This is a genomic window from Alteromonas sp. ABH4_452 (assembly GCF_056311825.1).
The window spans coordinates 3,489,292-3,503,747 of the sequence record NZ_CM149973.1; the positions used below are offsets into that span (position 1 = coordinate 3,489,292).

General features: G+C 45.5%; 14 protein-coding genes and 4 tRNA genes. All 18 read right to left on the reverse strand.

Annotated elements, in window-relative coordinates; all coding sequences use genetic code 11:
- Positions 1-220: 220 nt before the first annotated feature.
- On the reverse strand, positions 221-1,954 hold the full coding sequence (locus ACYX4N_RS14975; RefSeq protein ID WP_476054586.1) for a DUF6538 domain-containing protein: 1,734 nt from the start codon (positions 1,952-1,954) through the stop codon (positions 221-223).
- Positions 1,955-2,048: 94 nt separating this feature from the next.
- Positions 2,049-2,139, reverse strand: a tRNA-Ser gene (locus ACYX4N_RS14980).
- A gap of 122 nt (positions 2,140-2,261) precedes the next feature.
- Positions 2,262-3,317 carry a quinolinate synthase NadA gene (gene nadA, locus ACYX4N_RS14985; protein WP_474807871.1) on the reverse strand — a complete coding sequence of 352 codons (1,056 nt, stop codon included), beginning with the start codon at positions 3,315-3,317 and terminating at the stop codon, positions 2,262-2,264.
- A gap of 241 nt (positions 3,318-3,558) precedes the next feature.
- Positions 3,559-3,634 (reverse strand) — tRNA-Lys (locus ACYX4N_RS14990).
- Between the two features lie 38 nt (positions 3,635-3,672).
- Positions 3,673-3,748 (reverse strand) — tRNA-Lys (locus ACYX4N_RS14995).
- A gap of 24 nt (positions 3,749-3,772) precedes the next feature.
- Positions 3,773-3,848, reverse strand: a tRNA-Lys gene (locus tag ACYX4N_RS15000).
- A gap of 292 nt (positions 3,849-4,140) precedes the next feature.
- Entirely contained in the window at positions 4,141-4,935 is a 795-nt protein-coding gene (ybgF, locus tag ACYX4N_RS15005) for a tol-pal system protein YbgF (RefSeq protein ID WP_476054587.1), read from the reverse strand.
- The gene (gene pal, locus ACYX4N_RS15010; protein ID WP_014948870.1) at positions 4,935-5,501 is read right to left on the reverse strand and encodes a peptidoglycan-associated lipoprotein Pal; all 567 of its coding nucleotides are present in this window, start codon (positions 5,499-5,501) and stop codon (positions 4,935-4,937) included. Before pal ends, ybgF begins: the two co-directional genes overlap by 1 nt.
- Before the next feature lie 40 nt (positions 5,502-5,541).
- Positions 5,542-6,897: a Tol-Pal system beta propeller repeat protein TolB gene (gene tolB / locus ACYX4N_RS15015; RefSeq protein ID WP_476054588.1), complete on the reverse strand. Its 1,356-nt coding sequence runs from the start codon at positions 6,895-6,897 to the stop codon at positions 5,542-5,544.
- Between the two features lie 4 nt (positions 6,898-6,901).
- A complete protein-coding gene (tolA, locus tag ACYX4N_RS15020; protein ID WP_476054589.1) occupies positions 6,902-7,795 on the reverse strand; it encodes a cell envelope integrity protein TolA in 894 nt (297 codons plus the stop codon).
- 7 nt (positions 7,796-7,802) lie between these two features.
- The gene (gene tolR, locus ACYX4N_RS15025; protein ID WP_061485248.1) at positions 7,803-8,222 is read right to left on the reverse strand and encodes a protein TolR; all 420 of its coding nucleotides are present in this window, start codon (positions 8,220-8,222) and stop codon (positions 7,803-7,805) included.
- A 29-nt stretch (positions 8,223-8,251) separates the two neighbouring features.
- Positions 8,252-8,941, reverse strand: coding sequence for a protein TolQ (tolQ, locus tag ACYX4N_RS15030; protein WP_025254600.1), 690 nt, complete (start codon positions 8,939-8,941; stop codon positions 8,252-8,254).
- Entirely contained in the window at positions 8,931-9,329 is a 399-nt protein-coding gene (gene ybgC / locus ACYX4N_RS15035) for a tol-pal system-associated acyl-CoA thioesterase (protein WP_024015995.1), read from the reverse strand. Before ybgC ends, tolQ begins: the two co-directional genes overlap by 11 nt.
- A gap of 591 nt (positions 9,330-9,920) precedes the next feature.
- Entirely contained in the window at positions 9,921-10,925 is a 1,005-nt protein-coding gene (gene ruvB / locus ACYX4N_RS15040; protein WP_476054590.1) for a Holliday junction branch migration DNA helicase RuvB, read from the reverse strand.
- Positions 10,926-10,994: 69 nt separating this feature from the next.
- Complete coding sequence (ruvA, locus tag ACYX4N_RS15045) at positions 10,995-11,615, reverse strand: Holliday junction branch migration protein RuvA (RefSeq protein WP_269916132.1); 621 nt, start codon at positions 11,613-11,615, stop codon at positions 10,995-10,997.
- Positions 11,616-11,651: 36 nt separating this feature from the next.
- Positions 11,652-12,170, reverse strand: coding sequence for a crossover junction endodeoxyribonuclease RuvC (gene ruvC / locus ACYX4N_RS15050; RefSeq protein WP_476054591.1), 519 nt, complete (start codon positions 12,168-12,170; stop codon positions 11,652-11,654).
- Positions 12,170-12,610, reverse strand: coding sequence for a dihydroneopterin triphosphate diphosphatase (nudB, locus tag ACYX4N_RS15055; protein WP_476054592.1), 441 nt, complete (start codon positions 12,608-12,610; stop codon positions 12,170-12,172). The genes ruvC and nudB overlap by 1 nt, the downstream gene beginning before the upstream one ends.
- A 3-nt stretch (positions 12,611-12,613) precedes the next feature.
- Positions 12,614-14,374 carry an aspartate--tRNA ligase gene (gene aspS / locus ACYX4N_RS15060; RefSeq protein WP_476054593.1) on the reverse strand — a complete coding sequence of 587 codons (1,761 nt, stop codon included), beginning with the start codon at positions 14,372-14,374 and terminating at the stop codon, positions 12,614-12,616.
- Positions 14,375-14,456: the final 82 nt, after the last annotated feature.

Consider the following 14,456-nt stretch of genomic DNA (forward strand, 5'->3'; position numbering starts at 1 on the left):
CTTTATATTTTAATAAAGAGAGTAAGACCCTATTTAATTTAAGCTGATATGAATAAAACGTGGGGCTTCTTCACCTGCTATTAAGCGGCAAAAATCAACACAATGCATGACTAAAAACTCACCACAAAAATGAGCAAAAAATAACCTACGTTTTTCTTTAAAATCATGAAACGGTGCAATCGCTATTAGAAGAAGTACCTCGCCCCCTCCCCCCCTGTACCTACCAGATGCGTTGAAGATCTAGTCTTGGTAATTTGTCTATTGCGACCTTCTTAACTTCAAGTGTAACAGTGCCATACCTTCCACCCTCTGTTGTAGCGGCATGACCTGTAATAGCGTCACTGACACTATCCTCAATAAAGAGACCTCTCATCTGAGTCTTGAAGGAGTGACGAAAAGCATGTGAGGGCTGAGCTATAGCAATGTTTTTGCTTCTTACTCGCTTTCCCCACCATTGGCCAATTTTAAGGCCTTTATCACCGTACATATTTGTAGGAAGTTTTGGGAACAACCATTCAGTGGTCGATGCGACATAATCCAAGAAGCCTAGCTCTTTTATGTGTTCAGGAATGGGAATTTCACGAACTGAACTTACTGTTTTGACGTTTTGTTCTTCACCTTGCCTAATGTATAAATAATCAATGCCACTCTCAGATTTACACACGTCTACCTTGCGTAACTGCGCAATCTCATTGATACGAGCGCCAGTGTATCTGCAGATTAAAGGAATCCAGTAACACGCCATGTCATAGATTTTTGGAGCGTCTTCTACATGGAAAACTTCATCTTTAAAGATTAACTGAATATCGCTTTCTGTATAACCTTTAGCAGCTTTAACTTGAGACTTATCTGCAGCGCTTTTTACCGTGACTCCATTCACAGGATTAGTCTCTATAAAGCCTCTATCAATAGCATGACTGAACACTCTGGACAGGAGTTTGAGATCTTTAATTACAGTATTGGCAGCATAACGGTCCATTTTCTTTTCTTCACAAATGCGAATCTGCTCTGCTACGGGCTTAGCTAATAAAGCTTTGTCACTTGTTTTAGGAATTAAACAAAGTATGTCTCGCAGCTGTACGATATCGCTACGCTTGAATTTAGCAACATCATGGTCTCCCAAGAATGATATCAGTTTTGAGATTCTTGATTGCGTCTCGTCCAAGGTTTTAGACCTTGCACTTTTAGCATTGACCTTTGCTTTCTCAACAACAATGAAGTCTTCTAGAACGGCTGAAATCGCTTGCGTCTTAACACTGGTGATAGACTGAGTATTTGACATTAGTGGAGCTGCTTTAACTTCACTGCGAACAGAGAGCTCTTTGTCTGCAAGTTCGCAGTTAAGAGGCTGATAGGTCCAGTCATCCTTGTATCTCGCTCTACACAGAGATTCGAGTCTAATTACATACGGATAAAAAGCCCTTCCAAGTTGAATAAAGTTAGCACTGCTAAAAGGGACAGCTATTCCCTCTATATCAAGCTGACTCTCTATATGCTCCCTCAAGTCCTCAGCCAACTCTCTTAACTGGCTTTCCGTAGCTCTCACAATCTCAGAGCCAGAAATTGGCAACGTGTCAGACAAGCCAAACTCATGAAATTGATACTCACCACCACACCATTGTGCATCACGAACAAGTATCTCTGTGAAGTCTCCACTAGCCTCCATACGGTCTCTTACACGTATGTACCAGCGCTCAGCTAGAATGACACAATCCCTTACTGTGAGGTTTACAGAAGGCTCATCACTTAGTTTAAGTTTTGCTAGCTCTATTTCTCTGTGAGCTTCTTCGAGATAGCTAGGGAATATCCGTTTAGCTTCATTTAAGCTTTTGGTCTTTAGGGATGTTTTGAATGCTGTTTTACCTATGATAGGAACTAGGTCTTTTGGCACAGCCATTCTGAAGTAATAAACCCCTGATTTAGGGTCTTTGTGAGGTGTAGCCATTCTACTCATTTTACCACCACTTTGTACAAGTTGATGGTTACACTAGGATCTCTGCAGGCCTTTAAGAACAAAGCCCCTAGAGAATTAGGGGCCTGTAGGTATTTGGCGGAGAGAGAGGGATTCGAACCCTCGATACGCTATAAACGTATACACACTTTCCAGGCGTGCGCCTTCAGCCACTCAGCCATCTCTCCAAATTTTGTATCAAGAAGAATTCAACTACGAAAACCCTCGAGCGCGCGTATAGTAGGTAAAGCCGCGCGCTTAATCAAGAACTTGCTGGAAAATATTCAACAAGTGCTTATAAAACGTGCGCTTATAGCCCGCCTTTCGCTTTTAACTCGGCTGAGAAGTTAAGCATGCGATCAAGTGGAATAAGTGCACCTTTACGCAATTCATCATCAACAAAGATTTCGTGCCCATCAGTTTCGCCCGTTAAAGACGCCTTAATCGCTTCTAAGCCGTTCATTGCCATCCAAGGACAGTGAGCACAGCTTTTACACGTAGCGCCGTTACCGCCTGTTGGAGCCTCTATAAACGTCTTCTCTGGCGTAAGCTGTTGCATCTTGTAAAAGATGCCTTTATCGGTAGCAACAATAAAGGTGTCGTTATCCATGGTTTGCGATGCTTTTATCAGCTGGCTGGTTGAGCCAACCGCATCAGCCATGTCTACCACGCTGGCTGGTGATTCAGGGTGAACCAGTACTGCAGCGTTAGGGTATAGCGCCTTCATGTCGGCAAGTTTTTGCGCAGAGAACTCATCGTGAACAATACACTCGCCCTGCCACATCAACATGTCAGCACCGGTTTGCTTTGCGATGTAAGAGCCTAGGTGTCTGTCAGGGCCCCAAATGATCTTTTTGCCCTGGCTGTCTAAGTGCTCAACGATTTCAAGCGCGATGCTCGACGTCACTACCCAATCTGCGCGCGCTTTCACAGCGGCCGAAGTATTCGCGTAAACCACAACGGTGTGATCAGGATGTTGGTCACAAAACTCGCTGAACTCTTTTACCGGGCAACCGATATCAAGGGAACAGGTCGCTTCAAGGGTAGGCATTAGCACCGTCTTTTCTGGACTAAGAATTTTTGCCGTTTCGCCCATAAAGCGAACGCCAGCAACAATTAACGTTTGCTCTGCTACATCTCTACCAAATCGCGCCATTTCTAAAGAGTCAGCTACACAACCGCCAGTTTCTTCAGCAAGCGCCTGAATTTCATGATCGGTGTAATAGTGTGCGACAAGCACAGCGTTGCGAGCCTTAAGTAAGGCTTTGATCTCTGCCTTTAACTCAGCTTTACGTGCTTCTGATAATGGCTGTGGTTTTGCTGGGAACGGGTACTCTACCTGATCCACTCGAAATGCTACTGACATTAACCTACATCTCTGTTGCGACAAGGGTGCGGATTATACCGAACTGTCATAAAAATTACATACTACCTATTCAACATAAGCGTAATTAAATAGTCGTATTTGTACTTACCTTTCTACTACATGGGGTTAAGTTAACCAGATCAAAGTAAAAATGAGATAAGTGACAGTGCAAAGAGAAATAAAAGTTGGATTTCAGAAAGTGCGATTTGAGTAGTGTTGTTTGAACATTAAGAAGACTTGATGGTGGGTCGTGCTGGATTCGAACCAGCGACCAATTGATTAAAAGTCAACTGCTCTACCAACTGAGCTAACGACCCATCAAGTGACACAAAGATAAGTTTAGCAATTCAAATGATGGTGGGTCGTGCTGGATTCGAACCAGCGACCAATTGATTAAAAGTCAACTGCTCTACCAACTGAGCTAACGACCCATCATTTGATGCTAGGAGAGAAAGTGGTGGGTCGTGCTGGATTCGAACCAGCGACCAATTGATTAAAAGTCAACTGCTCTACCAACTGAGCTAACGACCCTTTCTTTCCTGTTCTTGCCTGTGTCTTGGCAACGGCGGCATATAATACTCAGATTTTTATTCGACGCAACCCATAACGTCCTTTTATTTTCATTTTTCTGTCAAATTACGACTAAACGGTCAAAATGAAAACAAATCGCTGGGTATTTATACCAGTACTAAATGAGTTTAGTCAGGTTTCTACGAAATACAGTGAAATTTAGTGCAGAAGTTTTATGCACTCTAAATGGAATTTTCTGAAAAAAACTTTTCTCTAACTCATAAAAAAGCCTCTTTAAAAGAGGCTTTGTTCATTACAAGTTATTTAACCGAGATTCAGCGAGGCGTTTTGCCGAAGAATCAGGGTAATCATTTACAACTTGTTGGAACAGTTGACGTGCTGTTGAACTGTCTCCCGTTCGCTCAGCAATGACACCTAATTTTAATAAGGCATCAGGACGCTTAGCAGAATCGGTAAAGCGATTAGCTACAATATTAAACTGCTCACTTGCTTCGCTCCACTGCTGCTTATTAAACAGCAGTTGCCCTAACCAATAGTGCGCATTTGGTGCGTAACCACTGTTGGGAAAGCGTGAAATGAACGATTGAAACGCAGGAATGGCTTTATCGTACTCACGAGACTTAAGGATCAAATTCACCGCATTTTCATAGGCTTCATCTTCACCTGCTTGCGGCGCTTGCGTTGGCGTAGATGCTGTTGGAGAGCTCACAGAGCCCGAATCAACACCTGCACTTGGCATAGCACTGCCTTGTAGCGCACCACTTTGCTTAAGGGCTTCTACGCGCTTATCTATTTCAAGGTAAAGCTCACGCTGGCGCTCAAGTACTTTTTGAAGTTCGTTGGTATTAACTTCAACCGCACCACGCAGCTGGTCGACTTCCATTTGCATATTGTCTAGTTGCGTTTGAAGCCTGTGCTGCATTTCAGTTCGGCTCTTAACAATACGCTCAAGCACGACAATACGCTGCTCTAATTCACTGCCGCCATTGGCGTCTACTACAGGCGCTTGCGCAAATGCGGTAGAAACTGCAAGGGCGGCACATAACGTGACGCCCATTTTTAATGTCTTATTCGTTAGAATAGTCATTAGCGGTAAACAACCACTCCGCGACGGTTTTGAGCAAATGCATACTCAGTAGAACCCATCACTGCTGGTTTTTCTTCACCGTATGAAACTACTGTTACTTGGCTGCTGCTTACGCCAGCATTAAGTAGGTAAGTTTCAACAGACTGCGCACGACGTTCGCCTAGTGCAATGTTGTACTCTGGCGTACCACGGCTGTCAGTGTGACCTTCAATAGTCACTTTAGTGCTTGGGTTTTTCACCAAGAACGCCGCGTGCTTGTCTAGAATACGCTGAAACTCTGGCTTGATGCTTGAGCGGTCGAAGTCAAAGTAAACGGTTTGTTCGTTCTTCAGCGCTTCCATTTCTTGCTGAACCATTTCTTCTTGACGCTTCATACGCTGTGCAGCTTCTGCTTTAACACGCTGTGCTTCTGCTTCGCGTGCTTCCGCTTCCGCAGCCGCTTGTTCTTGCGCAAGACGGTTACGCTCTGCTGCCAATTCTTCTTCGCTAGGGCCTGAAGAACATGCCATCATTGTCACTACTGGCAATGCGATAATGAAGCTCTTCATCACTTTATTCATTTGCATCCTACTAATCCTTAAATTTTATTGTTTAGTCGTTAAATTGTTAGAACAAAAATGGTGACCAACTTGGCGATTTAACTTGCCCATTGGCTGCTGGTAACCTAGCTTTAAAACGCCCATCTAAAGAGACCAGTGATAGTACTTGAGTCCCCTCGTGAAGGGTGCTGTAAATAATCATGCTACCGTTCGGCGCAACACTTGGTGATTCATCTAAGTACGTCCGTGTCAGTACTTGAGGTGATCCACCATCCAAAGACTGCTTAGCAATGTGATAGTTCCCATTAGTTTGGTTAACCATAATCATTTGCTTGCCGTCAGGGGTTAGCGTACCGCCAAGGTTTTGCTCACCTACGAAGGTAACGCGCCTTACTTTCCCAGAATTTAAATTTACGCTATATATCTGGGGTTTACCACCCCGTTCCGAGCTAAATATTAAACCGCTGCCATCGGGTAGCCACGCAGGCTCCGTATCAATCGCTCTATTGCGTGTAACTCGGCGAAGATTTTTCGTCGCTAAGTCCATCACATAGAGTTCAGGGTTTCCATCTTTCGATAAAACCATAGCAAGTTGCTTGCCATCTGGTGAAAACGTAGGGCTACTATTTATTCCCGGAAAATCAGTAATGCGCTTACGCTCACTGGTGTAAATATCCTGAATGAATATTTGTGGTCTACGATTTTCAAAACTCACGTAGGCAAGCTTCTCTCCATCAGGCGACCACACTGGCGACATAAGCGGTTCGGGAGAAGACAGCAAGCGCGTTTCATTTTCACCATCGTAGTCTGCAATCACTAATTGATAAGGTTTTTCAACCGTATCGCGGTCGCGAACAATGACGTAAGCAATTTTCGTTAAAAATGCACCGCGAACACCGGTCAGTTTTTCATACACAATGTCGCTAATTCGATGCGCATACTGGCGAAAATCTCGGCCGTTGATCACTGCCTGACGGGCAGCTAGTACGTGGTCATTACTCGATACTAAATTGCCGTCTTTGAGTACTTTAGCCTGCCCATTGTCAACCTGCCCTTTAAGTACATCAATCAACTCATAAGATACAAGGTAGCGGTCGCCACCTTGTGGCTCAATACTTCCCACTAATACGGTATCAACACCAAGCGTTGCCCATGCGGTAAAAGACACTTGCTCCGCTGTCTCTGGGTACTGTGGCATTTTATCGACAGATACCGGGTTAAACTTACCACTGCGCATCAAATCGGCCATTACTACTTTAGACAGTTCGCCAGGCATACTGCCCTGACCTTTCCATTTAAATGGCACAACCCCGATTGGACGTGCACTATCTACGCCCTCGGTTATCACAATTTCTAAGGATGCAAACACTTTGGCACTGAATGCCATCGTAATAAGCGCTATCCATAAACCTAGTTTTTTCATACCACTATAATTCCACTTTTAAAGTAATGTCTTTTAACTGCTCGTAAACGTCTGGCGCATCAGATACCGGTAACTTTTCAGCCCTGCGAACCGCGCTTTCAGCCGCTCTACACAGCGCGTCATTGCCGCCGAGTACGCGAATACTCGTCACAAACCCTGTCGTTGCTAACCGAATATTCAATCGACAGGTTTTACCTTGATAGCTGTCGTCTGAATACAAGTTGCGTTTAATGGTTTGCTGAATAAGCGCGGTGTAGCGCTCTACTTCAGTAAGTACCTGTTTTCGCCTACGTTCTTGCTGTGCAGCTCGCTCTTGCGCTAACTGCTCTTGCATGATCCTTTCCATCTCTGCACGTTCAGCGGCTTCTTTTTTCTTCCGCTCGGCCTCGGCTTTCGCTTTTGCTTCGCGCTCCTTACGCTCTTGTTCCTTTTGCGCCGCTAAGCGCTCCAAGTCTTTTTGACGTTTCGCTTCAGCAGCTTCTGCTTCACGCTTTTCTTTCGCACGCTTTGCTGCTAGCTGTTGCTGACGTTTTTTCTCTGCTGCCGCTTCTGCTTTTCTTTGCCTTTCTTGCTCTTCGGCTCTTGCTTGAGCTTCAGCTTGTGCCTGCTCCCTTTTTTGATCCGCAATCGCTTGCGCATCAATAAATGTTGCTTCTATCACAGGTGCGTTGGACGGCATACTTGGCAAAGGGTCAGGAGAGAAACTGACGCTAATTAGCAACAGCGCAGCAATAAAAAGATGCAAACCTATGGATTTGTACAAGCCTAGTTGTTCTGGGCTTATACTGCTGGCTTGCTTGGCACTTTTGCCGTTCTTTTTATCACCACTTACACCGTTACTCGCGTTGTTTGAGTGACTAGCGGTTGACGTGCTTTTCGACACTTCAGGTTTTGACATATCTATATTACTCAACCGGATCCGTCATTAACCCCACTGAAGGCACACCCGCTTGCTGTAATAACACCATTAGCTGTATCACTTCGTTATACGCTACTTGTCCATCGCCTTTAACCACTACAGGCGTGTTAGGCTCTTTGGTCAATTGTGCTTTTACAATAGCGCCAAGCTCATCTTCGCTAATTGGCGATTCTTGGTCTTCTCCTACATTAAGAAAGTAGCGACCTTTAACATCCACTGACGCAATAATTGGCGGTGTATCTTCTTGCTCTATCGGGTTGGCACTTGCTTTAGGCAAATCTACCTTTACCCCTTGAGAAATAAGCGGCGCCGTTACCATAAAGATTATAAGCAATACCAACATCACGTCGATGTAGGGCACTACGTTTATCTCTGATACGGGCCTACGGCGTTTTCTTACATACATAACAAGTCCTCCGTTTGGAATGTAAACGCTTAGGCTTGTTGTTGTGCTTGCGCAGCAACGGCTTGGCGGTGAAGAATTGCAGAGAACTCTTCCATAAAGTTGCCGTAGCTATTTTCTAGCTTCTCAACTTGGTGGCTGAAACGGTTGTATGCGATTACAGCTGGGATTGCTGCGAATAGACCAATAGCGGTTGCGATTAGTGCTTCTGCGATACCAGGTGCAACCATTGCCAGGGTAGCTTGCTGCACTTCACCTAGTGCGATGAAGGCATTCATGATCCCCCACACAGTGCCGAATAGACCGATGTAAGGGCTAATTGAGCCCGCCGTAGCTAAAAAGGGTAAACGACTTTCTAATTCTTCGACTTGGCGAGACATAGAAACACGCATGGCACGATATGTACCGTCAACAATGCCATTGGTGGCGGTGTTAGATTTGCGTAGGCGAACAAACTCTTTAAAGCCTGAGCAAAAGATGCTGCCCATGCCTGTTAAGTTAGTTCTGGCGGAAAGTTCTTGATAAAGACGATTCAGGTCAGCACCTGACCAAAACTTATCTTCAAACTGACGCATTTCGTTACGCGCCGCCGACAGAGCTTTACTTCGTTGAAATATAAATGTCCAAGACGCGACTGAAACGCTTAATAGTAGAAGCATAACAAGTTGAACAATAAAGCTTGCTTGTAAAAACAAGCCAATAAAAGTGAGATCAGATGACACGCGAAATTTCCCCTAACAAAGTACGTGGTAGTCTTTTTGGCTTCATTACAGCCAAATCGACGCAGGCAACCTTAATATTTCCAGATACTAAGGTAACGCCTTGTTCATTTTTAATATTTTGTTGAAACGTCATACTAGCGCCTTTCAATTCTACAACGCGAGTTTCAATACTCAATAGTTGATTGAACCGTGCAGGCGCATAGTTATGCATTTCAACGTGTTTGACGACGAAAGCGATAGATTGTTCCATCAGCGTGTCTTGCTCAAAACCTAGCTCGCGAAGCCACTCTGTGCGGGCTCGCTCCATAAACTTTAGGTAATTCGCATAATAGACGATACCGCCTGCGTCAGTATCTTCGTAATACACTCTTACCTGATGTAAATGCATAACTATTCCTTCACCAAAAAATATAATAATCCAAAACAAAGTTAAAATAACTAATTAGCACGATAAGATGCAGAACAAAACCACGCCACAGAGCGCATAAAAGCTAACATTTAATCAAAATTAAACCAACCCGAAACACCCAGTTAACACATTAGTTTTTCTAATCCAAATCAACAATTTTACTCAATTGTAGTTTTTTCTGCTCTCCCTATAATGCACAGCATCAGTCGTACAGAGCGTGATGGTGCTTAGCACGGTCATGCAAGAGTTATTCTCCTGTTAGACATGAGTTCCCTGGATTTATTTCCTTCAACACTTGTTGTTTTAGCCCGCTCAATGAGCGGGCTTTTTTTTGCCTGTAATTTAGCATCTGTACAACACAAAATATTAGCGGCCCATGCTTAACAAGCGCATTTCAACAATTCGCCATTTACTTTCAAACACTCTTCACTGGCGGCCCTGAACTTGCCACCTTCCCCTATACAAGCGCTTACTTCTAATATTTGAAGCCTTCGGCCTTACCCAAAAAAGCCCAGCATTTCAGCTAGGCCTTAAAAACGAATCTAAACCTTCTTACAAAAGGGTTACAAACTATTCTGACGGAGTGAAGCCAAAGTGCAGATAGGCGCGCTGCGACACAATACGCCCCCGTGGCGTGCGCTGTAAGAAGCCCTGCTGAATAAGGAAGGGTTCAATTACATCTTCTATGGTCTCTTTCTCTTCGCCTATGGCAGCGGCCAAATTGTCTAAGCCTACTGGCCCACCATCAAACTTTTCAATAATAGCCGTAAGCAATTTGCGGTCCATGTAATCAAAGCCTTCTTTGTCTACATCAAGCATATCGAGGGCTTTAGCAGCGACATCAGCGCCAACAGTGCCGTCAGATTTAATTTCGGCATAATCCCGTACACGGCGTAACAAACGGTTGGCGATACGCGGTGTACCTCTAGAGCGACGTGCCACTTCTTGAGCGCCTTCCTCATTCATGAATAAATTAAGATAGCTCGCGCTTCTTGCCACAATACTGGTGAGATCTTTTACGTTGTAAAACTCTAAGCGCTGCACAATGCCGAAACGGTCCCGTAATGGCGACGTCAACGAGCCTGCACGGGTTGTGGCGCCCACTAAGGTAAATGGAGGGAGATCTAATTTAATAGAACGGGCGGCAGGCCCCTCACCTATCATAATATCAAGCTGATAGTCTTCCATAGCAGGGTAAAGAATTTCTTCTACTACTGGGCTTAAGCGATGTATTTCATCGATAAACAATACATCGTTACGTTCAAGGTTGGTAAGCAGTGCGGCCAAATCCCCGGCTTTTTCTAGCACAGGACCTGAAGTGGTTTTGATGTTTACGCCCATCTCGTTAGCCACAATATTCGCCAAGGTTGTTTTACCTAAACCAGGCGGGCCAAAGATAAGTAGATGGTCGAGCGCATCATCGCGATTACGTGCCGCCTGAATAAATATTTCCATTTGCTCACAAACGTGAGGCTGCCCCGTATAGTCTTCCAGCATTTTAGGGCGAATGGCGCGGTCGATGACCTCATCTTCGGTGCTGGCGTCAGGCGTAATCAGTCTGTCTGCTTCAATCATGATAGTTCTACTTTAGGGAATAACACGAAGACAGCATAACGACATTATCGCTGCCTTCACTACGGGCTATTATATAGCGGCTTTTAAGGCATCGCGAATTACCGCTTCGCTTTCCATACCTTCAGTGTATACACTTTCAACCAGCTTACTGGCCTGTGCTGGCTTATAGCCTAATGCGATAAGTGCGCTTTGTGCCTCTTCACGGGCGTCGTTTACTTCAACAATTGTGTTATTCGATAACAGGTCACTGCTAGGCGGTGGCATCACAATGCTTTGCGCTTTACCAAACTTGGCCAGCCTGTCTTTGAGTTCGACCACTAAACGTTCGGCGGTTTTCTTACCTATACCCGGTAAACTTACTAATGCTGAAACGTCTTCATTTTGCACACTTGCCAAAAACTGCCCAGCCGACATACCTGATAAAATAGCTAAGCCCAGTTTAGGGCCTACACCGTTCGCTTTTATTAACTCGCGAAATAAGCCTCTTTCCATTTTATCAGCAAAACCAAACAGCAACTGGGCGTCTTCACGAACCACAAAGTGTGTATATACCACCACTTCCTCACCGACTGCTGGCAGCTGGTAAAAACTGGTCATGGGCATATGAATTTCGTAGCCAACACCGGCTACATCTACAAGAATTTCTGGAGGCTGCTTTTCAGCCAACGTACCGCGAATTCGTCCTATCATGAATAATCTCTGTAAAAGCGTTAGCTTTGAGCAGGATTAGCGCAAGCGTCCGCGTACAGTTTTGCGAGCTTGTCCTGCCATATTTATTAGGCTCTGTTCGGTGTGTGCATGACACAAGGCAACGGCTAAGGCGTCAGCAGCATCGGCCTGTGGCGTGCCGCTTAAATTCAACAGGTGTTTTACCATGTGCTGAACTTGCGTTTTATCTGCGCCACCTTTTCCAACTACCGACTGCTTAATTTGCCTTGCGCTGTATTCGCCAACAGGAAGTTGCGCTTGGGTGGCTGCCACAATAGCGGCACCTCTGGCCTGACCAAGCTTTAACGCTGAATCAGGATTTTTCGCCATAAATACTTGCTCAATAGCAAACTGGTCGGGTTTATATTGACGAATAATATCGCCAACCCCGGTAAAGATATTAGCAAGACGAGAGGGCAAATCTGCCGTTCCAACGCGAATGCATCCGCTTGCTACATACACCAGTTTACCTTGCTTGCGTGCAATTAAACCGTAGCCTGTGATCCGAGAACCTGGATCTATACCCAGTATAACCATTAAGGCACACTCGGTACAAACAAAGATACCGCTTCTTTATTAGAAGGAGACCATAAACGCGCGAGCGCTTCGTCTTTCGTCACCCATTCGTACTGCAAGTGCTCTGTTAAGACAATGGGTAAATCGCTGTTTATTTGAAGGGAAAATACGTGCTCTGTGTTGTGCACAGTACCAGGAGGATAGCGATGTAGCCAGCGGCTACGAATTTCATACTGGTTCTGCTTATCGTGGTCGTTAACCACAAAGCCGTGCGCTTTGGCATCGATGCCAATTTCTTCACACACTTCACGATATGCCGTTTCTACAGGTAACTCCCCCTCTTCTAACGCGCCGGTTACCGACTGCCAAAAGGTGGGGTCGTCTTGTCGTTGCAAAAGCAGCACTCGGTAGTGTTGGTCATACAACACTACCAGTGCAGATTCAGGCTTCTTATACGCCATAAATTACGATTGCTTTTTCACCGTTGCAATAGCGAGCTCTTCAAGCTGCTGTGGGTTTGCAGGGCTAGGCGCCGATGTTAGCGGACATGCCGCTGTGGTCGTTTTAGGGAATGCCATCACATCACGAATAGACGTCGCGCCAGTCATAAGCATTACCAAACGGTCTAGACCAAACGCAAGACCTGCATGCGGCGGCGCACCAAAGCGCAGCGCGTCAAGCAAGAAGCCAAACTTGTTCTTCGCTTCTTCATCGTCAATGCCAAGAATATTGAATACCGTAGACTGCATGTCTTCATTGTGAATACGTACAGAACCACCGCCTAATTCAACACCGTTCAATACCATATCGTAAGCGTCAGATAAGGCTTCAGCTGGGTTAGCTTTAAGTTCTTCTGGCGTTAAACCACGTGGCGCGGTAAACGGGTGGTGAATAGCGTGAAGCTGACCGTCAAACTCTTCAAACATTGGGAAGTCAACAACCCAAAGTGGCTTCCACTCGCCTTCAAGAAGCTCAAAGTCTTCACCAAGCTTCAGACGAAGTGCGCCCATCGCTTCGGTAACCACAGTGTAGCTGTCTGCACCGAACAATAGAATATCGCCACTTTGTGCGCCAGTGCGCTCTAGCATGGCGTTAGTGATGTCTTCCGTTAGGAATTTGAGGATTGGCGACTGTAGGCCTTCAAGACCAGCGCCAGCATCGTTAACTTTAATCCAAGCTAGGCCTTTCGCGCCGTAAATACCTACAAATTTAGTGTATTCGTCAATTTGCTTGCGCGAAAGTGACGCACCGCCAGGTACACGGATAGCCGCGACGCGACCTTTCGGATCGTTGGCTGGGCCGCTGAATACTTTAAAGTCAACGTTAGCAAGCAAGTCTGCAACGTCTGTTAACTCAAGCGGATTACGTAGGTCTGGCTTGTCGCTACCAAAGCGCTTCATCGCTTCTTTGTACGTCATACGCGGGAAGTCGCCAAGATCAACATCTAGCATTTTGTTGAACAAGTCGCGGATCATGCGCTCGGTAATAGACATTACGCCATCGGCATCTAAGAACGTGGTCTCAATATCGATTTGGGTAAATTCTGGCTGACGGTCGGCACGTAAGTCTTCGTCGCGGAAGCACTTAACAATTTGATAGTAACGGTCCATGCCCGACATCATCAGAAGCTGTTTGAAAAGCTGTGGCGATTGCGGAAGTGCAAAGAACTCACCTTTGTGCGTGCGGCTTGGCACTAGGTAGTCACGTGCACCTTCTGGCGTTGCCTTAGTAAGAATAGGGGTTTCAATATCAAGGAAACCTTCTTCTTCTAGGAAGCGACGTACAGCACCGGTTACTTTTGCACGGAATTGTAAACGTTGGCTCATTACAGGACGGCGAAGGTCTAGATAACGATAGCGAAGGCGCTGTTCTTCTGAGTTTTCTTGGTTCCAGTCCAGTGGAAGTACGTCAGATTTGTTGATCACTTCAAGGCCTGTGCCTAGGATCTCAATCTCACCTGTGCGCATGTCTTTATTTACTTGGCCTTCAGGGCGCGCACGTACTTTACCCGTTAGCTTTACGCAGAATTCGCTACGTAACGTGTTAGCTACCGATAGCACGTCTGGTAAATCTGGGTCGAACACCACTTGTACGATACCTTCGCGGTCGCGTAAGTCGATGAAGATTACACCGCCTAAATCGCGACGCTTATTAACCCACCCGCAAAGGGTAACTTCTTGTCCAATGTATGATGAATCGATATTCCCACAGTAATCTGTGCGCATGGTCCTTGACCCCTGATGTTTTTTCTTGCTTCGCATGCAGTGAATTGGCGTTCAAAACCGCTTATTTTTGGGCTTAAGACTT

What these genes read in the sequence shown, in the direction of transcription:
- nudB (WP_476054592.1), bottom strand. Translation starts at nt 12,610, where the DNA reads ATGGCGTATAAGAAGCCTGAATCTGCACTGGTAGTGTTGTATGACCAA.
- tolB (WP_476054588.1), bottom strand. Translation starts at nt 6,897, where the DNA reads ATGAAAAAACTAGGTTTATGGATAGCGCTTATTACGATGGCATTCAGT.
- tolA (WP_476054589.1), bottom strand. Translation starts at nt 7,795, where the DNA reads ATGTCAAAACCTGAAGTGTCGAAAAGCACGTCAACCGCTAGTCACTCA.
- ruvB (WP_476054590.1), bottom strand. Translation starts at nt 10,925, where the DNA reads ATGATTGAAGCAGACAGACTGATTACGCCTGACGCCAGCACCGAAGAT.
- ybgF (WP_476054587.1), bottom strand. Translation starts at nt 4,935, where the DNA reads ATGACTATTCTAACGAATAAGACATTAAAAATGGGCGTCACGTTATGT.
- nadA (WP_474807871.1), bottom strand. Translation starts at nt 3,317, where the DNA reads ATGTCAGTAGCATTTCGAGTGGATCAGGTAGAGTACCCGTTCCCAGCA.
- aspS (WP_476054593.1), bottom strand. Translation starts at nt 14,374, where the DNA reads ATGCGCACAGATTACTGTGGGAATATCGATTCATCATACATTGGACAA.
- pal (WP_014948870.1), bottom strand. Translation starts at nt 5,501, where the DNA reads ATGCAAATGAATAAAGTGATGAAGAGCTTCATTATCGCATTGCCAGTA.
- tolR (WP_061485248.1), bottom strand. Translation starts at nt 8,222, where the DNA reads ATGTATGTAAGAAAACGCCGTAGGCCCGTATCAGAGATAAACGTAGTG.
- ruvA (WP_269916132.1), bottom strand. Translation starts at nt 11,615, where the DNA reads ATGATAGGACGAATTCGCGGTACGTTGGCTGAAAAGCAGCCTCCAGAA.
- ACYX4N_RS14975 (WP_476054586.1), bottom strand. Translation starts at nt 1,954, where the DNA reads ATGAGTAGAATGGCTACACCTCACAAAGACCCTAAATCAGGGGTTTAT.
- ybgC (WP_024015995.1), bottom strand. Translation starts at nt 9,329, where the DNA reads ATGCATTTACATCAGGTAAGAGTGTATTACGAAGATACTGACGCAGGC.
- ruvC (WP_476054591.1), bottom strand. Translation starts at nt 12,170, where the DNA reads ATGGTTATACTGGGTATAGATCCAGGTTCTCGGATCACAGGCTACGGT.